Here is a 20,358-nt window from a genome sequence, read left to right as displayed (position 1 = left end):
GGGGGCGGCGCCCGCACTCGGCGTACCGCTCACTCCCCCGCACCCGTCATGTCGTGCCGCACGATGACCTCGTCGCGCCCGGGACCCACCCCGATCACCGAGATCCGCGCCCCCATCAGCTCCTCCAGCCGCAGCACGTAGTCCTGCGCGGCGGCGGGCAGGTCCGCGAAGGTCCGCGCCCCGCGGATGTCCTCGGTCCAGCCGGGCATCTCCTCGTAGATGGGCGTCGCGTGGTGGAAGTCGGACTGCGACACCGGCATCTCGTCGTGGCGCACGCCGCCGACGTCGTACGCGACGCAGATCGGCACGTACGCCAGCCCGGTCAGTACGTCGAGCTTCGTCAGCACATAGTCGGTGACGCCGTTGATCCGCGTCGCGTACCGCGCCACGACCGTGTCCGCCCACCCGCACCGGCGCGGCCGCCCGGTCGTGGTGCCGAACTCGAACCCCGCGTCACGCAGGAATTCGCCCTTGTCGTCGTGCAACTCGGTCGGGAACGGACCCTCGCCGACCCGGGTGGTGTAGGCCTTGTGCACCGCCACCACCCGGTCGATGCGGGTCGGCGCCATCCCGGAGCCGGTGGCCGCGCCGGCCGCCACGCACGAGGAGGACGTGACATAGGGGTACGTCCCGTAATCGACGTCGAGCATCGTCGCCTGCCCCGCCTCGAACAGCACGGTCTTGCCGGCGTCCAGCGCCTCCGAGATCTCCAGCGAGGAGTCCACGACCATCGGCGCCAGCCGGTCGGCGTAGCTCAGCAGTTCCTGGGTGACCTGCTCAGGATCCACCGCGCGCCGGTTGAAGATCTTCACCAGCATGTGGTTCTTCTCGTCGAGCGCCGCCTCGACCTTCTGGCGCAGGATCGAGGGGTCGAACAGGTCCTGGACGCGGATGCCGATGCGGTTCATCTTGTCGGCGTACGTCGGGCCGATGCCGCGCCCCGTCGTCCCCAGCTTGCGTTTGCCGAGGAAGCGTTCGCGGACCTTGTCCATGGCGATGTTGTACGTCGGGATCACGTGGGCGTTCGCGCTCACCTTGAGGCGGGAGACGTCGACGCCGCGCGCCTTGAGCGCGGTCAGCTCGTTGAACATGACGGCCAGGTCGATGACGACGCCGTTGCCGATGATCGGGGTCACGCCCGGGGTGAGGATGCCGGAGGGGAGCAGGTGCAGCGCGTACTTCTCCCCGCCGATCACGACCGTGTGCCCGGCGTTGTTGCCGCCGTTGAACTTGACGACGTAGTCGACCTTGCTGCCCAGCAGATCCGTCGCCTTGCCCTTGCCCTCGTCGCCCCACTGGGCGCCGACCAGCACGATCGCCGGCATCGCGGCCACCTTCCCTCGTGACGGCGCGCGGGGCGCCCTCGGCACATGCGTGAAGCCCACGACGTACGGCGACGTCGGGGCTCGTACTGCGCAAGTCTACCGGCCCGCCGATCCCTGGCTCGGAGGCGTCAGCGGCATGCCTGGGCGACCCGGCACCACGGCGTTAACGGGGTCCAGGGTGACCCCTTGACGCTGCGATCCGACGGTGCCAAGCTCGGCTAACCTAAAACGTTTTAGGCCCCTCAAAGGGGAGAATGATGGCCGACATCACTCGTCGGGCACAGTTGGGGCTGGTCGGCCTCGGCGCGGTTGGTTCGGTCGCCGCCTCGTGGCCACGATTGAGCGCTAGCGACATCCCAGGCCGCGGGAGCAACGCGTTGAATGTCGCGATCCTCGGCACGAATCAGGACGTCGCGGCTCGCCGGGCCCTCGTTGACGCCTTCCGCGCCCAACACCCGGAGATCGAGGTCCGGATGCAGGCCATCCAGGGTGCGGACTGGTCGAACTTCTTCGCCAAGATTCTGACGATGGTGGCCGCAGGCACGCCGCCGGACGTGTGCGTGGTCGCCACCGAGGGGGCGCAGCTGTTCGCCGATCGGCTGGCCGAACCGCTCGATGCGTACGTCCAACGCGACCAGGGGCAGATGCGCGACTACTTCTCGGACGTGCACCCCAGCCTCATCGAGGCCTTCATGTACCGCGGGAGTCTCTACCAGCTCCCCATCGACTTCAACGCCGCGAACATGTACCTCAACAGCAGCGCCCTGGCCAAGGCTGACATCGCCTATCCCGCGGCCGACTGGACGCACGAGGACTTCCTGTCGATGGCCAAGGCGATGCGGCGCGCCAACACGGGATCGTTCGTGCCGTATTACTGGACCAACCGGCTCTGGGGCGGCGTCGTCCCCTGGCTCTACATCAACGACACCAGTTTCCTCAAACAGGAGAAGGCAACCGGGGGCGACTGGCTCTGGCGCATCTTCTACGGCCAGGACCCGGCCGCCGCGGGGCGCTCCGGCGGGTATCTCTGGGAACAACCCAAGGCCGAAGACCCCCGGGTGCTGGAGTCCTTCGACTTCCTCCGCGAGATCGTGACCACCGGCCTCGGGACCAGCCCCGCCCAGGGCGGCGGCAATGAACTCGTGGCGCAGTTCGCGGGCGGCTCGATCGGAATGACGCCCGCCGGTGGGTTCTGGGTGCAAGGCCTGTCCGACGCGGGCATGACCGCTCGCGACTACGACGTCCAGTTCTTCCCCCGATGGCGCAGCCAGCGACACCAGCTGGGAGCCGCGGGCTACGCCATCATGCGGACGTCGAAGCGCAAGGACGAGGCGTGGGAGTGGATGAAGTTCTGTACGTCGCGGGAGGGCATGAAGCTCGCCTTCCCGACGCCAAACACAACCCCGACGCGACGCAGCATGTGCAACGACGCCTTCTACTCGGCCAAAGGACCGACCCACTGGAAGGTGTTCCCCTCCGTGCCAGCCTGGGGTGAGACCACTCGGTTCGAAAGTTGTGTAGGACCGTGGAGGGCACGACCCGTGAGGACTTGCCATGATCATGACTCAGGCCGACCGTCCGGCCCAGCCTGCTCGCCCCCAGCGTCGCGTGTTCACAGCTGCCCAAAAGGCTGAGTTTGTGCGGGACTACGATGCCACCCCGGAAGGGAAGAAGGGCGCTTTTCTGCGCGGGCATGGGTTGTATTCCAGTCATATCACCAAGTGGCGTGCCCAGCCCGAGCGTGAGGCTGCGCGGGCGCAGCGCAAACGCGCCGACCGGGTCGCCACGTTGCAGAATCGGGTGTCTGCTTTGGAGGCGGAGCTGGCGGCTTCTCAGCGGACGGTGGCGACCCTGGGAAAAGCGTTCGAGCTCTTGGAGCAGATCTCCGAGAGCTCGGCGCTCACGACCAGGTCCGGACGGCGTTAACATCCTGCGTGGATGACCTCGCTGGCGACCTATCCACACGGGCAGCCTGTGAGTTGGTGGGGTTGTCTCGGGCCGGGAAATACCGCGCCGCGCAACCTCAACGACTCCATCATGGTCCGGCGTTACCCCGGCCGACGCATAATGCGCTGGCCCCGGCAGAACGTGACCAGATCATCGAGGTCTTGACCAGTGCAGAATTCGTCGACAAGGCACCGGTCCAGGTCTACTACACGCTGCTGGAGCGCGGCTGCTACCTAGCCTCCCCACGGACCATGTACCGCGTCCTGGCCGCCGCGGACCTGCTCACCGAGCGCCGATCCCAGGCCAAGCACCCCCGCGGGCGGTGCCCCACTTGCACGCGACCGGACCGTGCCAGGTCGCTTCTCGGGACATCACTGCATTCCTTGGTCCCCGCCGCGGCCACTACTACTACGGATTCATGATGATCGACATCTTTTCCCGACTGATGCCCGCCGCACGGTCATACCCCGGGCCCCGGGAAGAGTACGTCGAGGAATTCATCACAGCCTGCATCGAAGGATTCGCCGGTGTCATTCCAGCGATGATTCACTCAGACAACGGTTCCGCGATGATCGCAGGAACTGTCACTGATCTCTACGAACGGCTCGGGATCACCCGGTCGTTGTCCCGGCCGCGTGTCTCGAACGACAACCCGTACTCCGAAGCGCTGTTCAAGACCACGAAATACTGCCCGGCCTATCCCGGTTCCTTCGACTCCATCAAGGAGTCACAAGAATTCCTCGACGACCTCCGAGAATACTACAACAACCACCACTACCATTCCGGGTTGAAGTTCTACACACCGGCCAGCGTGCACAACGGCACCTGGCCCCACATCCAATACCTGCGCCAACAAACACTGAACGCCGCATACGCCACCAATCCGCACCGATTTACCCGGTCACCCTGAACCGCCCCGGCATGTCCGGAGACTTCGAACCTTGGGAAGGTTGGAGTCATGCCAGGAGACACACACAAGCGGTACCCGCCTGAGCTGAAGGAGCGGGCGGTGCGGATGGTCGGTGAGATCGCCGAGGATCAGGGCTCGGAGTGGGCGGCGATGTCGCGGGGTGGCCGAGTTGCTCGGGGTCGGGACGCCGGAGACGGTCCGCAAGTGGGTCCGTCAGGCGCAGGTCGACGCCGGTGCCCGACCGGGGACCACAACGGAGGAGTCGGAGCAGGTCCGCCGGTTGAAGCGGGAGGTCGCCGAGCTCCGGCGGGCGAACGCGATCTTGAAGGCGGCGTCGGCTTTCTTCGCGGCCGAGCTCGACCGGCCCTGCCGGTGATCGTGGACTTCATCCGCGAGCACGCCGACCGCCGTGAACCCGGTGGCCTGCGCTGGGGTGTCGAGCCCATCTGTGCCGTGCTCACCGAGCACGGTCTACCGGTGGCCCCGTCGACCTACTACGAGCACGTCGGGAAGTCCCCGACTGCCCGCGAGCAGCGCGACCTCTATCTGGTCGGTGAGATCCGGCGGCTGCATGCCGCCAACTACGGGGTGTACGGCGCCCGCAAAGTCTGGCTGCAGCTGAACCGGGAGCAGATCCCGGTCGCGCGGTGCACCGTCGAACGCCTCATGAAGGCCGACGGACTCAGCGGCGCGGTCCGCGGGAAGGTCAAGCGCACCACCATCGCCGACCCCGCTGCGGAGCGGGCGCGCGACCTGGTCGGACGCAATTTCGCCCCCAGCGCGCCGGACCGGCTGTGGGTCGCCGACATCACGTACGTCTCAACCTGGTCAGGGTGGGTGTACGTCGCGTTCGTGACCGACGCCTACGCCCGCCGGATCCTGGGCTGGCGATGCGGGACATCGATGACGGCCCAGCTGGTCCTGGACGCCCTCGAGCAGGCCGTGTGGGCTCGGCAACGCGACGGGCGATCGCTGGATTCCGTTGTGGCACATACCGACCGCGGTTCGCAGTACGTCAGCATCCGCTACACCGAGCGGCTCGCCGAGGCGGGCATCGCCGCTTCGGTCGGGACCGTCGGTGACAGCTTCGACAATGCTCTGGCCGAGACGGTCAACGGCCTGTACAAGACCGAGCTCATCAAGCCGCGCAAGCCGTGGAAGTCCGTCGACGACGTCGAGTACGCGACCGCCGAGTGGATCGACTGGTTCAACCACCGCCGGCTCTACGAGTACTGCGGCGACATCCCGCCCGTCGAGGCAGAGGACCTCTACTACGCTCGAATCCAAGCCCAGCAAGAGCTGGAGCCGTCAAACCAGTAAGTCTCCGGACATGCCGGGGCGGTTCACCCCTCGCGCCAGCACCTCCCGCCGAGGCCTGGATCAACCAGCCCCCCGCCACCATCACCACCACCAACCCCAAGGAGACACAGACACAGAAATCCTGACCAGTGGTCTCACCGCCGTTGACAATCACCGTGACGGCCGGCAGCCACCGGTGACGCCGCACATGACCCCGTCGTCCCCCCGACTCACCCTGCCCCGGTACCACATCCGACCGGTACACGGGTGGCTGAACGACCCCAATGGCCTCTGTCACATCGATGGCACCTGGCACGTGTTCTACCAGCACTATCCCGAACGACCCCTCCATCACCTGATCTCCTGGGGGCATGTGTCGAGCCCCGACCTGTTGCACTGGCGCCACCACCCGGTCGCGTTCGGCCCCACGCCGGACGGGCCGGACGCATTTGGCTGCTGGTCCGGGGTGTTCTTACCAGGACTCGACCGTCCGGCCGTCGCCTACAGCGGCCTCTGCCGGGCCACCGAGGACGACCCCGGCGGCAGCACCGTATGCGTGCGGCGAACGTCGCCCGACGATCCCGGCAGCCTGGATCGTTGGGACGAGCCGATCGTCGTGGCGCGCACGCCTGACGTCGACGGGGTGCGCGTCATGCGCGACCCCTTCCTGTTCTCGCACCGTGGCGTCAGTTGGGCGCTGCTCGGGGCTGGCCTACACGACGGCAGCCCTGCCGTCCTGCTCTTCGACGCGAGCGACCCCGATCGCTGGACGTACGCCGGGCTCTTTGCGACCGGACGCGACCCCCTCGCCAGCGGTCTCCCGCCGGCCGACATCTGGGAATGCCCGCAATTGGTGCGTTGCGGCGACGCCTGGCTCCTTGTGCTCTCGCTGCAATACCAGGGCCGGTTCGGCACCGTCGAAGGGATCGTCGGTGATCTCGCCGACGCCGGGCGCCCTCGCTTCGTCGCGCACGGTCACGCCCGGCTTGACGACGGCGACAGCTTCTACGCGCCGCAGGCCCTGGCCGACGGAGATGGAGCCCTCATGTTCGGGTGGATCCGGGAAGCACCGCAAGAGAACCCCGCGGCCCGGGTCGCGGGTTGTCTCACGCTGCCACGCCGGGTCACCATCGTCGGCGACAAGGTGCGTGTCGCGCCCGACCCGATCGTCGACGCCGGCTTCGGGCCCGCCGAGCTCGCCGGGCCCGACCCGGAGAGAGACGGACCGCCCCGCGCGTGTCGCCTGGAACCGCTGAGCCCGGGGGCCATGTTGGAGGGCGCCGGCCGGGTGGTGCCGCTTCCGGTCGGCTGCCGCGTTTACCTCGATGGGAATGTCGTCGAGGTCTATCGCGAGGCCGGGGTGCCGGCGACCTACCGCCTCACAGACGAGCAAGGGTGGCGCGTCCGCGGCTACGTCAGGGCGCACGCGTGGGCGGGGCCGTCGATGCCCGAATGACCAGAGGGGTGGACAGGCGCGACGCCTTCCCCTCGACCGGCTCCCCGGCCAGCATCCGCAGAAGCGAGCGCATGGCGAGGGTCCCGATCTCCCGGTGGGGTAACCCCATGGTCGTCAGCGGCGGGACCACGTTCGCGGCCAGCTCCTCCTGGTCATCCATGCCCATCACGGACAGATCCTCGGGCACCCGAAGTCCTAGGCGGGTCGCCGCCAACAGCACGCCGGTCGCGACACGATCCGTCACCGCCCAGATGGCGCTCGGTCGCTCCGCCACGGGCGCGGCCACCCCGGTACCGTCGGCCAACACCCGCAGCGCCGCTCGGTAGCCGTCGTCGATCGACCACCCGGCCCGGACCACAGGAGACTCCCGGGCCGAAACGCCAAGATGCGTCATCTCGGCGCGAAAGGCCCTCGACCGCATCGGTCCGGCGATGTTGCCAGTTCTGCGCGGGTGCGGCCCCGGCCCGGTGAGCATGACGATCCGGCGATGCCCGATTTCGACGAGGTGGCGCGCCGCCTGCCGGCCGGCCATCGCCTCATCGGGGATGAAGCTCGGGATGTCGGCACCGTCGACCCAGCAGTCCGCCAACGTCAGAGGGAGCCCGGTCGGTGGCCGCGCGTCCAGACGCCGCAGCCCCATGGAGGCATACACGACCCCCTCCACCCGCAGATGCGCGAGCTCGTCGAACGCGTGTCGTTCGCGGTCAGCTCTCGCTTGACTGTCCACGATGAGCACCGCGTAGTCAGCCTCCGCCGCGGCATCCACGGCGCCAGCCACGATGCGACCGGCGAACGCGGAACTCGCGATCGAATCGGTGACCAGGCCCACCGCCTGCGTTCGCTGTCGGCGCAGGGAGCGGGCCACTGTATTGGGCCGGTAGTCCAGGTCACGGGCCGCTGTCAGGATGCGCTCCCGGGTGCTCGGGGCGACGTTGCCCGCGTCCACCCCGTTGAGCACCATGGACACCGCGGTCGTGGAGGTCCGGGCGCGGCGGGCGACGTCCGTCAGCCGGGCCGTCGCTTTCACGCAGAACCCCTTCGGTGCAGGCCATCCCGCCCACGACACACGGAGGCGATACAGACATTCTACCGGCCCCGGCTCGAGGCCGGCCCGGGCCTCCGGTCACCGCGGAGACTGCCGTCCGTCACCGGGTTCTGCCAGGCTGGGTGGAAGGGAGATCACGCTGCCGCTGGAGCTCGTGTCCGGCCAGAACGCCGGCTTCGTCATCCCAGACGAGGCCGTCGCCGAACTCCGCGGGGGCGGCCACCCGAAGGTGGTTGCGACCGTGGGAGAGGGCGAGGTCCGGACATCGATTGCGCGCATGGCGGGTCGCTACCTGCTGGGCGTCAACAAGGCCAACCGCGCCGCCACCGGCGTGCAGGTCGGCCAGGAGTACACCGTGCGGATCGCGCTCGACGAACAGGAGCGCACCGTCGAGATCCCGCCGGACCTCGCCGAGGCGTTCGGGGACGAGTGGACCGCCGAACACGCCTGGCAGAGTTGGAGTTACACGCGGCGTCGGCAGGCGGCCGAGGCCCTGACCGGGGCGAAGCAGGAGGCCACCCGGGAGCGCCGGCTGGCCAAGCTCCTCCAGGAGCTGCGCGGCTGAGCTCTGCCGCGCAACCCGCCGAAGGGCAGAGTCGAGACCGCCTAGAGGCCCAGCGCGTCGGCCGCCTCGGCAGAAGAGTCCCGCAAGAACTTCCGGCACCGCTCGGCCTCGTCGGCTTCGCCGAGCGTCTCGGCCGCCCGGGCCAGCGCACCGAGCGCCCGCAGGAAGCCCCGGTTGGGCTCGTGGGCCCACGGAATGGGTCCGGCGCCCTTCCAGCCGGCGCGTCGGAGCGCGTCGAGGCCGCGGTGGTAGCCGGTGCGGGCGAAGGCGTACGCCGCGACCGCCCGCGTCGCGTCGCCCACCGCCACCAGCAGCGCCTGCTCGGCGAGGACCGCCCAGGCCAGGCTGCTCGCCGGGTGCTGCGCCGCCGCCTCGTACGCCGACGACCCGGCCGCGAGAAGCGTCGCGGCCGGGTCGGCGGGCAGCTGGGTGGCGGGCGTGGGGAGCAGGTTGTGCCGGTGCTCGTCGCCTGCCATCAGATCACTTGTGGGTGCCGGCGGAGCGCAGGTCGTTGCAGGCCTGGATGACGCGCTCGGTCATGCCCTGCTCGGCGGACTTGCCCCACGCGCGCGGGTCGTACTGCTTCTTGTTGCCGACCTCGCCGTCGATCTTCAGGACACCGTCGAAGTTGCGCATCATCCACTCGGCGATGGGCCGGGTGAACGCGTACTGGGTGTCGGTGTCGACGTTCATCTTCACGACGCCGTAGTCCACCGCGTCGGAGATCTCCTGCGGCAGCGACCCGGAACCGCCGTGGAAGACCAGGTCCAGCGGCTTGTCGCCGGTGTTGTACTTGGCCTTGATGGCGTCCTGGCATTCCTTGAGGATCTCGGGGCGCAGCTTGACGTTGCCCGGCTTGTAGACGCCGTGCACGTTGCCGAAGGTCAGCGCGGCCATCCAGCGGCCGTTCTCGCCCAGGCCGAGCGCCTCGACGGTCTGCAGCGCGTCCTCGGGGGTCGTGTACAGCTGGTCGTTGATCTCCGCCGCGACACCGTCCTCCTCGCCGCCGACGACGCCGATCTCGACCTCGAGGATGATCTTGGCGGCCTTGGCCAATGCCAGCAGCTCCTTGGCGATCTCCAGGTTCTCGCCGAGCGGCACGGCCGAGCCGTCCCACATGTGCGACTGGAAGATCGGCAGGCCGGTCTTGTCGACCGACTCCTTGGAGGCCTGCAGCAGCGGCCGGACGAACTTGTCGAGCTTGTCCTTCGGGCAGTGGTCGGTGTGCAGCGCGATGTTGACGTCGTAGTTCTTGGCGACCTCGTGCGCGTACGCGGCCAGCGCGAGCGCGCCGGTGACCATGTTCTTGATCGACGGGCCGGACAGGTATTCCCCGCCACCCGTGGACACCTGCACGATGCCGTCCGAGCCGGCCTCGGCAAAGCCGCGGATCGCGGCGTTCAGCGTCTGGGAGGAGCTGATGTTGATGGCCGGGTAGGCGAAGGATCCCGCCTTCGCCCGGTCGAGCATGTCGGCGTAGACCTCGGGGGTTGCGATGGGCACGGTGGTTCCTCCTCGTCGAACGGACCTCTGCTCACCCCGGCCGACGCGCGCCGGCATGCGCCCAGCGTGCCGACCGGTGCTTCGGCCAGCCTAGTGGGAGACGCGGCCGCGTCGAGGGGTCCGAACGGCCGGGATTCCCCGGTCTGCCCTGGCCGTGACCCGGTCGCCTCAGTCGGGTGGCAGGACGGCGCGGCGCCGGGTCAGGTGCGCACGTTTGGCGTGCCGGCGGGAGTGCTGGAACAGCTCCAGGGCGAGAAGCGCGACGAGCACCGGTTCCCGGGGGCCGCCAGCAGCACGCGCACCAGGCGGATCGCCTCGCCGGCGAGGTCCAGCCGCACGGGGTCGGGGCCGCTGCTGGGGGCATAGCCGGCGGTGAAGGCGAGGTACGCCGTCTGGGCGAGCGTATCCAGCCGGTCGGGCAGCGCGTCGAGCCCGGGGATGGCGAAGGGGATGCCGGCCGCGACGATCGTCTTCTTGGCGCGGGTGAGCCGCGCCGCCATCGTCGTCTCGCTCACCAGGAACAGCCGAGCGATGTCGGCCGTGCTGATCCCGAGCACGAGCCGCAGGGTCAGGGCAGCGGCGGCCTCCGGGGCCAGCGCCGGATGGGCGCACATGAGCGCGAGGCGCAGGACGTCGTCAGCCACGAGGTCCCCGGGGTCGGCGCGCACGGTCGCGGCTTCCGCGCGCCGTTGGGCCTCGGCGATCACCAGCGGGGTTCGCCGTTGGCGGGCCGTCTCCGACCGCAGCCGGTCCAGGATCCGTCGACCGGCGACCGTGACGAGCCACCCGGCGGGGTTGTCGGGGACGCCGTCGACGGGCCAGCGCAGCGTCGCCGCCTCGGTCGCGTCGGCCAGCGCGTCCTCGACCAGGTCGAGACGCCGGTAACGCGCCAGGAGCAGGGCCACAAGCCGGCCCCAGTCGTGGCGCACCACCTGTTCCAGTACCGCCGTCACGAGGCCATGCTGCCGGGTGCCACGGCGTTGGGGTACCGCGGCGTCGGGGGTTCCGAAGGGGCGCGGCGCCGCGACGGTCAGGTGCCGCCGGTGTCAGCTGCCGCCGTCAGAAGCCGCCGGCGTCAGATGCCACCGCGCCCGATGCCGCGGACAGGCGCCGGCGTCGTCAGTCGTCGGACGCGTCCGTGCCACCTGCCAGCCGGCGCAGCTCGATGAGGTCCCCGGTGCTGGCCAGCTGCTCGCAACACCGGCGCAGCCCGGCCTCGTCCTCCGACTCGATGAGGTAGAAACCCACGATCTGCTCGACCGATTCGGTGAACGGGCCGTCGGTGACCAGCGTCCCCCCGTTCCCGTCCGGGCGCATGGAGACGGCCTCCGCGCTGGGCCGCAGGGGGGCGGCCACCACCACCCTGTGTCCCCCGTCGCGCAACTCCGCGTTGAACCGTTGGTTCGCTGCCATGCCGCGCTCGTGCGTCTCGGGTGGAAGCTCGGCCCACTGCGCCTCGGGCGCGGGCAGCAACACCAGGTACCTCATGCTCGGTCCTCCTGGATGCCGATGTGCGTGCGCATGGTCCCATCCTTTCGATAGCCGTCCGGGCCGCGCCTCGATGTGGGCGGCCTCACCCCCATGACGGGTGACCTCGCCCGCGATCGACAGGGAGCGCGCGGATGTCGACGGCGGCGATCTCCGGTCGGGACCGCGGCGCCTCGGTCAGGCGGCCGACGTGGCGATGTTGACGTGCCAGGCGATGCCGAACTTGTCGATCAGCAGCCCGTAGACGTCGCCCCACATCTGGCGCTCCAGCGGCATCACGACCTGGCCGCCCTCGCCGAGCGCGTCCCAGTAGCCGCGCAGCGCGGCCTCGTCATCCCCGGACATGCTGATCTGCAGGTTGTTCCCGACGACCAGGTCGGGGCTCATGCCCGGGGCGGTGTCGCTCGCGTACAGGTGAAAGCCCTGCGGCGTCTCCAGGGCGGCGTGCATGACCCCGTCGAGGTCCATCCCGGACTCGCGGAAGGACATCGAGCGCACCGTGCCGCCGAGCGCGGCCGCGTAGAACGCCATCGCCTCGGCGGCATTGCCGGCGAAGGTGAGTTAGGGGTTGAGTTGCTGCGGCATGACGCCTCCTGGCCTGAAGCGGGTTGGGAGCAGTCATCGTGCCAGACCGAGCTGTCACCGTCAGGACCGCGAGGCGGTTCGACGTCAGCCGCTACGGACGTCATGGCTGTGGTGGCTGGCCGCGCCGGTACGGCGGCAGATCGCCCGCTGCCTCGGCGTACGCCGTCTCCCACTCCGGCAGGTCGACGCCGTAGACGGCGATCGAGCAGCCCCGCCGGTTCGGCTTCCAGGCGATCCCTTCCGCGGCCCAATGCTCCCGGACCGCGGCTTGCAGGTGCGCCGGCACGTCCCCGGCGGCGTTGACGACCCGCCACCAGGCCACGTTCGAACCGTAGTGGCGCAGGACCGAGCCGACCTGGCGCGCGGTGCCTCCCATGAGGGCGGCGATCGCTCCGTACGAGGTCACTCGCCCCGGCGGCACCGCCTCGACGGCCCGCAGCACGTGCTCGACCATCAGGTCGTCCATCACCCGTCCTCCGTCGGAACCGCGATCATGGGCCGGCGTGGGCGCGCATCCAGGCGTGCATCGCGATCGCCGCGGCGGCCCCCGCATTGATCGAGCGCGTCGAGCCGTACTGAGTGATGTGCAGGACCGTGTCCGCACCGGCCAAGGCCTCCGCCGACAGCCCGGGCCCTTCCTGGCCGAAGACCATCACCGCGCGGCGCGGCACGGCGTACGTCTCGATCGGCACGCTGCCCGCCACGTTGTCGATCGCGAGGACGGCCAGCCCCTCCGCCCGCGCCCAGCCGAGCAGGTCGGCGACCGAGGCGTGGTGGCGTTCGTGCTGGTAGCGGTCGGTGACCATGGCACCGCGCCGGTTCCAGCGACGCCGCCCGACGATGTGGAAGGCCGCCACATTGAAGGCGTTGGCGGTGCGGATGATGGACCCGATGTTGAAGTCGTGTTCCCAGTTCTCGACGGCGACATGCAGGTCGTGCCGGTGCGTGTCGAGGTCGGCGACGATCGCGTCGTGGCGCCAGTACCGGTAGCGGTCCGCCACGTTGCGCGCGTCACCATGGGTGAGGAGCTCCGGGTCGTACGCCGGGAGCAGCGCGCCGCCCGGATCACGCGGCCACTCGGCCTCTCCCCCCGGCCACGGTCCGACCCCGACGGTGCGCTCCTCATCCCGCGCGCCCTTCGACGTCGCCCCGCTGCTGCCCACGGCGCGAGTCTAGGCAGCCGAGCCGAGACGCCGGAGGGCCCCCTCGCGCGCGCCAGGACCGGGTGCTCGTGCCACAGTGAGGTGGTGAGCCTGCACTGCCCAGCGACGATGCTGATGGTCCCGGACAGCGTCGTGCCCGCCGACGGAGCCCCGGACGACCGCGCCGAGGAGCTCGTGGGGGCCGTCGCAGACCTGCGCGTCGCGACGGTCTACGCCGACGACGACCCTCGAGCCGGGCAGTGGGCCGCGACCCTCGCGGGTCGGATCGGCGCGACGCACCGGGTGGTCGCCGACCTCGCCACGAGCGACCCGGCGGCGGCGCGCGTCGCCGTGGAGACGATCGCGGACGTCCACCGCGGCGAGCACGTCCTCGCTCTGGTGCCGGCCGCCTGGTTCCCCGCCGTCGTGTCGCGGTTGGCCCCCACGGCGGGCGGCGCGGCCGGCACCGGACCCACGGTGCTGGAGTGCGGCGACGACGGCTGGTTCCTCCGTCCGTGGCCCGGGCGACCCGCCGGCAACGACGCGGCGGACGGCTAGCCCTCAGGGAACTCCCAGGGTCGCCCCGGTAGCCTCGTATGCGTGATGCCTGCGCTCGGTCCCGACTGGATGGACCCTCAATATCTGCTCAGCCAGTTCGGCACCCAGTTTTTCTGGGTGAGCGTGGCCATCGTTTTCATCGAGTGTGGCTTGCTCTTCCCGATCCTGCCCGGCGATTCGCTGCTGTTCAGTGTGGGCCTGTTCATCAAGCGCGGCGATGTCGACATGCCCATCGTGCTGGCCTGCGTGATCCTGTCCGCCGCCGCATTCCTGGGCAATGTCGTGGGCTACGAGATCGGCCGGTTCATCGGGGAACCCCTCTACCAGCGAGACGGCCGAATTCTGAAGAAGAAGTACTTCGACCAGACGATCGCCTTCTTCGACACGCACGGAAACAAGGCGCTGGTCATCGGCCGATTCGTGCCGATCGTGCGCACGTTCATCACCGTCGTGGCGGGCGTCGGACGGATGGATCGGCGTCGGTTCTTCACCTGGAGCTTCGTCGGCGCCGTGCTGTGGGCGGTCGGCATCACCCTGCTGGGCTATTTCCTCGGCAACATCGCCTTCATCCACGATCACCTCGAGGCGGCGATCCTGCTCATCGTCTTCGTCTCGGTGCTGCCAATGGTGTTCGAGTTCCTGATGCACCGCCGCCGCGCCCGCGCCTTGGCCGGCGAGTTGCACGACGCCGTGGACGACTCGATCCAGACCCGCCGCGAGAACTGACCGCTCATCGACCTGCCCAAAGGGTGCCATGGCACCAAAAGGGCAGGTCACGAACGGTCATCGGGCGGCGAACAGTCGCCGCGCACGGCCGTGTCGTGATCGTTGCCGGCAGCTCGCCGACCAGGTCGCCGTCGGACCAGACCTCCCCGGCGTCGCGCACGGTCAGCGTCGCGGCCAGGAATGTGCTCACCTCGCGACGCCGTACGTGGTCGCCGCGGAACATCCCGGCCAACACGGCCGGGAACGCCCGCTTGCGGCCCGCGATGCAGGTCACGTCGAGCAGCCCGTCGTCCAGGGCTGCGGCGGGGCAGACGTGCAACCCCCCGCCGGCCAGCCGGACTGCCCCACCGCCAGCTCCAGCCCGGACCACGGCCGCCGCTCGCCGTCGACCTCCAGGACGTAGGCCTGCACCGGGCACGAGCGCAGCGTGCGGACGGCCGCGACGTGGTAGGCCCACGGGCCCGGCACGCTGGAGGCCAGCCTGGCGTGGGAGGTCCGCGCGGAGTAGCCGATGCGCACCAGGCCCGCTCCTGCCCATGTCGTGCCTCCGTCCGCCGCCTCGGCGCACAGCGCGCGAAAAAGCCTGAATCACACCATGGCACACGGGCGACCCGCACCCCCAACAACCATGGAACGATGGCGTAATGCCGCACGGGCCAACGGAACTGGTGAGGCCGGACGAGCTGGCCCCACGACGATCTGACGCGCCGTCGACCGACGGGCCCCTGGAGGAGCCCGGAGTCACCTCGAGCGACGTCGATCGGTCCCGCGAGCGCCTGCTCGCGGCCGTCCGCGCCGAGGTCATCGAAGCCGGGATCGACAAGGTCTCGGCGACGTCCGTGGCGCGCCGGGCTGGGCTGGCGCGGATCACGCTGTACCGGCGCGGCGGCGACGTGAAGCGCCTCATCCTCTCCGCGGTGACGGTCGAGGCTGAGTCGGTGATCTCCGCGGCGCGCTGCGGCCTGCCGGAGGGGACCGGTCGCGCCCGCCTGGTGGAGCTGGCGGTCCGCCTGGTGCGCGGGGTCGCCGGCTCCGAATTCGTCGGGGCCATCGTCCGCGGGAACCCTGGACTTCTGGAGCCGTACCTCACCGATCATCTCGGCTCGAGTCAGCGCGCGCTGCTCGCGGCGGCCGGGCCCGAACTGGCGCGGGGGATGGCGGACGGGTCGATCCGCCCCGCCGACGCCAGGGTGGTGGGAACCTTTCTGCTGCAGGCGCTCACGCCGTTCGCGGTCGCGGCCAGCATCGCGGAACGCGAACTCGGTGAGGACGTCGTGGATCGGGAACTCCGCCGCCTGGTGGACGGTTACCTGCGGCCGACCGAGGCGCCGCTGTAGTTGGCCTGTCGGCGTGAGCCGCGAGGGACTGAGACCCCTGTGAGGTCAGGCCAGGCCGAGGTCGGACAGGCCGTAGGCGAACCGGTACGGCAGGCCGCTCTCGCTCTGAATGCGCTCGGCCGCACCGGAACTGCGGTCGGCGATGACGGCGACGGCGACGACCTCGGCGCCCGCCTCCCGGCAGGCCTCGACGGCCGCGAGGGGCGAACCGCCCGTCGTGGAGGTGTCCTCGACGACCAGCACGCGGCGGCCGGAGACCGCCGGGCCTTCGATGCGTTGCTGCAGTCCGTGGGCCTTCTCGGCCTTGCGCACGACGAACGCATCGAGCCGCTGGCCCCGTCGTGCGGCGGCGTGCAGCATGGCGGTCGCCACCGGGTCGGCGCCCATCGTGAGGCCACCGACGGCGTCGTACTGAAGGTCCTCCGTCAGGTCCAGCATCACCTCACCGACCAGCGGGGATGCCTCGCCGTCGAGCGTGATCCGGCGCAGGTCGACGTAGTAGTCGGCCTCCTTGCCGGAGGACAACGTCACCCGTCCGTGCACGATGGCCTTGGCCTTGACGAGGTCGAGGAGCTGGTTCTTGGCTGACAGGGCGGGCTCGGCGAGGGTCACATCCTCAGCCTACTGCCGCCCTCTGGCCCCGACTCCCGCCCCACTTCGCGCCCACTGGCGCCCGGGTGCCCCGACTGCCGCCCTCTTCTTGCGACTGCCGCCCCATTACCCTCACTGGCGCCCCTCTTGAAGCCTGGCGCCAGTCGCAAAATCAGGGCGGAAGTCGCTCAACGGGGGCGGCAGTCGCAAAAAGAGGGCGGCAGTCCCGGTGATGCGCAATCAAAGAACGGGGCCTACCCGAGGCGGCGCGCACCAGAAACAGAGCGCCAGTCGAGGGGGGGTGGGGGTGAGAACGTCAGCGGCCGTTGCGTTCCGCCAATCGGCCCTTCTCGCCGGCGAGGAGGCCGGAAAGACGCCGTACGGCGCCGCGCGGCAGCACCCCGGTCGCTAGCTCGGCGGCCTTGTAGACGAGGCCGGGGGTGCTCAGCACCTTCCCGGCCGCGGCGTCGGCCAGGGCCGTGCGGACCAGCGCGTCGGCGTCTAGCCACAGCGCGCCGGGGATGGACTTCATCGAGGCGCCCATCCGCTGGTGGAACTCGGTGCGCGTGTAGCCGGGGCACAACGCGGTGGCGCCCACGCCGGTGCCGGTCAGGTCGTTGGCCAGCGCTTGGGTGAACGTCGTGACCCACGCCTTGCACGCCGAGTAGGTCCCCATCGTCACGAACGACGCCACGCTGCTCACGTTGAGGATGTGCCCGTGGCCGCGCGCGACCATGGCGCGCCCGGCGGCGTGGCTGAGGACCAGCACGGCCTGGCACAGGACGGCGAGCTGGCGCTCCTCGTCGGCGATCTCGGACTGCAGGAACGTCGTCTTGAGCCCGAACCCGGCGTTGTTGACCAGCATGTCGATGGCGCGCTCGCCGTCCTGCGCCAGCCGGTCCGCGACGGTCTGCAGCTGGGAACGGTCGGACAGGTCGGCAGCAAGAACCTCGCAGCTCACGCCGTACGTCGTGCCGAGCTCGGCCGCCGTCGACTCCAGCCGCGCCGCGTCCCGGGCGACGAGGACCAGGTCGTGGCCGGTACGGGCGAGTTCCTCGGCGAACGAGCGACCGATGCCGGCGGTGGCGCCGGTGATGAGGGCGGTGGTCATACCGGCCAGGTTACCGGGGGGTTGTCTAGACCGCCCGCCCGTTCCGACGCCCCGGACCAGCGGGGGCGACGGCTGCCGGTCGGCAGAAGCGGAGGGCGCCGGGACCCCGAAGCCACCCCACGACGACGATCCGAGCCGGACGATCCGAGCCGGCGGAGCGCTGTCGGACGCCCGCACTAGGCTCGGCGCGTGCGCATCGCTACCTGGAACTGCAACTCCATCCGCAGCCGCGTGGACCGCGCGGTGGCTCTTCTCGAGCGCCACGAGATCGACGTCCTGGCGCTGCAGGAGACCAAGTGCAAGGACAGCCAGTTCCCGGAGATGCCGTTCCAGCAGGCGGGTTATGAGGTCGCGTACCACGGCCTCAACCAGTGGAACGGCGTGGCGATCGCCTCCCGGGTCGGCCTGGCCGACGCCACGCTGGGCATCCCCGGGATGCCCGAATGGGGCGAGCCGGAGGTCGCGGCGGAGGCTCGGGCGCTGGGCGCGACCTGCGACGGCGTACGGGTCTGGTCCCTCTACATCCCCAACGGGCGGGCCCTCGGCGACCCGCACTACCACTACAAGCTCGACTGGCTCGCCCATCTCGCGGCCGCCGGGCGGGGGTGGCTCGCCGAGGACCCCGCCGCGCAGGTGGTCCTCATGGGCGACTGGAACGTCGCGCCGCAGGACGACGATGTCTGGGATCCCGCGTTCTTCGCCGGCAAGACGCACACCAGCGAGCCGGAGCGGGCGGCGTTTGCGGGGGTGGTCGAGGCGGGGTACGCCGACGTCGTGCGGCCGCACTGCCCCGGGCCGGGTGTCTACACGTACTGGGACTACACCCAGTTGCGGTTCCCCAAGAAGCAGGGCATGCGGATCGATTTCGCGCTCGGTTCCCCCGCCCTGGCCGCGCGGGTGACGGGCGCCTTCATCGACCGGGAGGAGCGCAAGGGCAAGGGGGCCAGCGACCACGCCCCGGTGGTCTTCGACCTGGCCTGATACGCACGGCCTCCCGCCGACGGCCTAGACTGGGCGCTCGACGCGGGGTGCCCGGCGCCACCACCGGCCTGGGCTGAGATCACACCCGTCGAACCTGATCTCGTTCGACCGAGCGAAGGGACGTCCATGCCCGGCCAGACCGCTCCCCCCACCGACACCAACACTGTCACGCCCCAGGCCTGCGCGAACGCTCTGCGCTCCCTACGCGAGACCGGGCCGCTGGTGCAGTGCCTGACGAACATCGTCGTGGCGAACTGGACCGCCAACGTCCTGCTCGCGGTCGGTGCCGCCCCCGCCATGGTCGACAACCCGCACGAGGCGGATCGGTTCGCCCGGGCGAGTTCGGCGGTGCTGGTGAACCTGGGCACGCCGTACGACGACACGGCCGCGGCCATGCGCGCAGCCGTCGAGGGCGCGACCGCCGAGGGCACCCCGTGGGTCATCGACCCGGTCGGTGCCGGGGGGCTGCCGTGGCGCACCGACCTGGCCCGCGACATCTTGGCGGCCGGTCCCCCGTCGTCGATCCGCGGCAACGCCAGCGAGATCCTCGGCCTGACCGGCGGCGCCGGGGGCCGCGGCGTCGACTCGGCTGACTCCCCCGAGGGCGCGGCGTCCGCGGCCAAGCTGCTCGCGCTCCAGCACGACTGTGTGGTCGCGATCAGCGGGCCCGTCGACCTCATTACGGACGGGCGCCAGATCGTCCGCGTCGCCAACGGGCACGAGTGGCTGACCCGCGTCACGGGCGTCGGCTGCTCGCTCGGCGCGCTGATGGCGGCGTTCTCGGCGGTGTCCGAGGGTTGCCTGGTGGCCGCAACGGCGGCGACGGCGACGCTGTGTGTGGCCGCGGAGGACGCGGCGGCCGTGTCGGCGGGGCCGGGGTCGTTCGCGGTGGCGCTGATGGACGCGCTGTACGCCCTGACGCCCGAGAAGCTCGCCGAGCGCGTCCGGCTCTCGTGAGCCGGACCCACGACGCGCCGGCAGCAGCGGGTTCGGACGGGACGGGTCGGGCGGGCAGGCCGCGGCTCGACCTCTCGGTCTACCTGGTCACCGACACCGCGCAGTGCGGGGATTTGGGGGTCCCGGAGACGGTACGGCGGGCGGTGTCCGCCGGGGTCACGCTCGTGCAACTGCGCGACCCGGACTGCTCCGACGACGAGTTCGTCCGGCTAGGCCAGGCCGTGGCTGGGGCGCTCGCCGGCTCCGGCGTACCGCTGCTCCTCAACGACCGCGTCCATCTGGTCGCCGCGGTCGGGGCGGACGGGGCGCACGTGGGGCAGGGTGACATGCCGGTACGCCGGGCGCGCGAACTGCTCGGCCCGGATGCGCTGCTGGGCCTCTCGGTGAACACCGCCACCGAACTGGCGGCGGCCCGCGCCGACGACCCGACGGGCGAGGTCATCGACTACCTGGGGCTCGGGATCTATCGAGCCACCGCGACGAAGCCCGACCACGCCCCCGCCGAGGGGCTGGCCAACATTCGCGCGCTGGCCGCCGCCAGCCCCTGGCCGACCTGCGCCATCGGCGGGGTGAAGGCCGCCGACGCGGGCGCGCTGCGCGGCGCCGGCGTCGACGGGATGGCCGTGGTCAGCGCCATCTGCGGCTGCCCCGACGTCGCGGCGGCCACCCGCGAGCTGGCGCAGGCATGGGCCGCGGCCGGCGTACGAACGGGATCGCCGGCTCGCCCCGACGTACGAACGGGGTCGCCGACCGGACCCGACGTACGAGCCGGGTCGCCGACCGCACCCGACGTACGGCCCGACGCACCCGACGGACGAGCCTGAAGGAGCCG

21 protein-coding genes, 4 pseudogenes and 1 riboswitch are annotated in these 20,358 nt (G+C 70.5%); of the genes and pseudogenes, 12 read left to right on the top strand and 13 right to left on the bottom strand.

What is annotated here, in order from left to right:
* Nucleotides 1-29: 29 nt before the first annotated feature.
* Nucleotides 30-1,325 carry an adenylosuccinate synthase gene (locus IPK37_10565; protein ID QQR99490.1) on the bottom strand — a complete coding sequence of 432 codons (1,296 nt, stop codon included), beginning with the start codon at nt 1,323-1,325 and terminating at the stop codon, nt 30-32.
* A 257-nt stretch (nt 1,326-1,582) separates the two neighbouring features.
* Here IPK37_10565 and IPK37_10560 point away from each other — a divergent pair, with 257 nt between their 5' ends.
* The 5 genes and pseudogenes from IPK37_10560 (at nt 1,583) to IPK37_10540 (ending at nt 6,937) form a co-directional block, all read left to right on the top strand.
* The gene (locus IPK37_10560; protein QQR99489.1) at nt 1,583-2,959 is read left to right on the top strand and encodes an extracellular solute-binding protein; all 1,377 of its coding nucleotides are present in this window, start codon (nt 1,583-1,585) and stop codon (nt 2,957-2,959) included.
* 4 nt (nt 2,960-2,963) lie between these two features.
* Nucleotides 2,964-3,251 (top strand): hypothetical protein, encoded by a 288-nt coding sequence (locus tag IPK37_10555; GenBank protein QQR99488.1) that lies wholly within the window; start codon nt 2,964-2,966, stop codon nt 3,249-3,251.
* Between the two features lie 352 nt (nt 3,252-3,603).
* Nucleotides 3,604-4,182 (top strand): transposase, encoded by a 579-nt coding sequence (locus IPK37_10550; protein ID QQR99487.1) that lies wholly within the window; start codon nt 3,604-3,606, stop codon nt 4,180-4,182.
* 48 nt (nt 4,183-4,230) lie between these two features.
* A pseudogene (locus IPK37_10545) lies at nt 4,231-5,502 on the top strand (IS3 family transposase).
* Nucleotides 5,503-5,689: 187 nt separating this feature from the next.
* A complete protein-coding gene (locus tag IPK37_10540) occupies nt 5,690-6,937 on the top strand; it encodes a glycoside hydrolase family 32 protein (GenBank protein QQR99486.1) in 1,248 nt (415 codons plus the stop codon).
* Here IPK37_10540 and IPK37_10535 read toward each other — a convergent pair.
* Nucleotides 6,897-7,940: pseudogene (locus IPK37_10535) on the bottom strand (LacI family DNA-binding transcriptional regulator). The gene IPK37_10540 and the pseudogene IPK37_10535 overlap by 41 nt on opposite strands.
* Between IPK37_10535 and IPK37_10530 the strand changes: the two are divergent.
* Nucleotides 7,897-8,547 (top strand): DUF1905 domain-containing protein, encoded by a 651-nt coding sequence (locus IPK37_10530; GenBank protein ID QQR99485.1) that lies wholly within the window; start codon nt 7,897-7,899, stop codon nt 8,545-8,547. The pseudogene IPK37_10535 and the gene IPK37_10530 overlap by 44 nt on opposite strands.
* A gap of 41 nt (nt 8,548-8,588) precedes the next feature.
* Here IPK37_10530 and IPK37_10525 read toward each other — a convergent pair whose 3' ends face one another.
* The 7 genes and pseudogenes from IPK37_10525 to IPK37_10495 form a co-directional block, all read right to left on the bottom strand.
* Nucleotides 8,589-9,023, bottom strand: coding sequence for a DUF3151 domain-containing protein (locus IPK37_10525; protein ID QQR99484.1), 435 nt, complete (start codon nt 9,021-9,023; stop codon nt 8,589-8,591).
* Between the two features lie 4 nt (nt 9,024-9,027).
* Complete coding sequence (gene fbaA / locus IPK37_10520; GenBank protein ID QQR99483.1) at nt 9,028-10,050, bottom strand: class II fructose-bisphosphate aldolase; 1,023 nt, start codon at nt 10,048-10,050, stop codon at nt 9,028-9,030.
* 168 nt (nt 10,051-10,218) lie between these two features.
* Nucleotides 10,219-11,003, bottom strand: a pseudogene (locus IPK37_10515) (hypothetical protein).
* Nucleotides 11,004-11,169: 166 nt separating this feature from the next.
* The gene (locus IPK37_10510) at nt 11,170-11,538 is read right to left on the bottom strand and encodes a transcription initiation protein (protein QQR99482.1); all 369 of its coding nucleotides are present in this window, start codon (nt 11,536-11,538) and stop codon (nt 11,170-11,172) included.
* Between the two features lie 177 nt (nt 11,539-11,715).
* Nucleotides 11,716-12,123, bottom strand: a pseudogene (locus IPK37_10505) (VOC family protein).
* 100 nt (nt 12,124-12,223) lie between these two features.
* Nucleotides 12,224-12,589 (bottom strand): MGMT family protein, encoded by a 366-nt coding sequence (locus tag IPK37_10500; protein ID QQR99481.1) that lies wholly within the window; start codon nt 12,587-12,589, stop codon nt 12,224-12,226.
* 25 nt (nt 12,590-12,614) lie between these two features.
* Nucleotides 12,615-13,286: an RNA methyltransferase gene (locus IPK37_10495; GenBank protein QQR99480.1), complete on the bottom strand. Its 672-nt coding sequence runs from the start codon at nt 13,284-13,286 to the stop codon at nt 12,615-12,617.
* A gap of 84 nt (nt 13,287-13,370) precedes the next feature.
* Between IPK37_10495 and IPK37_10490 the strand changes: the two genes are divergently transcribed.
* Both IPK37_10490 and IPK37_10485 read left to right on the top strand, forming a co-directional pair.
* Nucleotides 13,371-13,823 carry a hypothetical protein gene (locus IPK37_10490; protein ID QQR99479.1) on the top strand — a complete coding sequence of 151 codons (453 nt, stop codon included), beginning with the start codon at nt 13,371-13,373 and terminating at the stop codon, nt 13,821-13,823.
* A gap of 45 nt (nt 13,824-13,868) precedes the next feature.
* A complete protein-coding gene (locus tag IPK37_10485; protein ID QQS02808.1) occupies nt 13,869-14,549 on the top strand; it encodes a VTT domain-containing protein in 681 nt (226 codons plus the stop codon).
* 4 nt (nt 14,550-14,553) lie between these two features.
* Here IPK37_10485 and IPK37_10480 read toward each other — a convergent pair whose 3' ends face one another.
* Entirely contained in the window at nt 14,554-14,823 is a 270-nt protein-coding gene (locus IPK37_10480) for a hypothetical protein (GenBank protein ID QQR99478.1), read from the bottom strand.
* Nucleotides 14,820-15,068: a hypothetical protein gene (locus IPK37_10475; protein QQR99477.1), complete on the bottom strand. Its 249-nt coding sequence runs from the start codon at nt 15,066-15,068 to the stop codon at nt 14,820-14,822. The genes IPK37_10480 and IPK37_10475 overlap by 4 nt, the downstream gene beginning before the upstream one ends.
* A gap of 125 nt (nt 15,069-15,193) precedes the next feature.
* Here IPK37_10475 and IPK37_10470 point away from each other — a divergent pair, with 125 nt between their 5' ends.
* Entirely contained in the window at nt 15,194-15,886 is a 693-nt protein-coding gene (locus tag IPK37_10470) for a TetR/AcrR family transcriptional regulator (protein QQR99476.1), read from the top strand.
* 45 nt (nt 15,887-15,931) lie between these two features.
* Here the strand turns inward: IPK37_10470 and IPK37_10465 are convergent, their stop codons facing one another.
* Together IPK37_10465 and IPK37_10460 are read right to left on the bottom strand one after the other, a co-directional pair.
* Nucleotides 15,932-16,477 carry an orotate phosphoribosyltransferase gene (locus IPK37_10465; GenBank protein QQS02807.1) on the bottom strand — a complete coding sequence of 182 codons (546 nt, stop codon included), beginning with the start codon at nt 16,475-16,477 and terminating at the stop codon, nt 15,932-15,934.
* Between the two features lie 316 nt (nt 16,478-16,793).
* A complete protein-coding gene (locus tag IPK37_10460; protein QQR99475.1) occupies nt 16,794-17,588 on the bottom strand; it encodes an SDR family oxidoreductase in 795 nt (264 codons plus the stop codon).
* Between the two features lie 189 nt (nt 17,589-17,777).
* On the opposite strand from IPK37_10460, the gene xth reads away from it, so the two are divergent.
* The 3 genes from xth to thiE all read left to right on the top strand — a co-directional run bounded on the left by xth (nt 17,778) and on the right by thiE (nt 20,350).
* Complete coding sequence (xth, locus tag IPK37_10455) at nt 17,778-18,569, top strand: exodeoxyribonuclease III (GenBank protein QQR99474.1); 792 nt, start codon at nt 17,778-17,780, stop codon at nt 18,567-18,569.
* Between the two features lie 33 nt (nt 18,570-18,602).
* Nucleotides 18,603-18,707, top strand: a riboswitch (TPP riboswitch).
* A complete protein-coding gene (gene thiM / locus IPK37_10450) occupies nt 18,696-19,526 on the top strand; it encodes a hydroxyethylthiazole kinase (protein QQR99473.1) in 831 nt (276 codons plus the stop codon). (Overlaps the previous riboswitch by 12 nt.)
* Entirely contained in the window at nt 19,523-20,350 is an 828-nt protein-coding gene (thiE, locus tag IPK37_10445; protein ID QQR99472.1) for a thiamine phosphate synthase, read from the top strand. Before thiM ends, thiE begins: the two co-directional genes overlap by 4 nt.
* The last annotated feature ends 8 nt before the right edge of the window (nt 20,351-20,358 follow it).

The organism is Austwickia sp., from assembly GCA_016699675.1.
Lineage (GTDB): Bacteria > Actinomycetota > Actinomycetes > Actinomycetales > Dermatophilaceae > Austwickia.
This window is presented reverse-complemented; position numbering and strand designations above follow the sequence as displayed.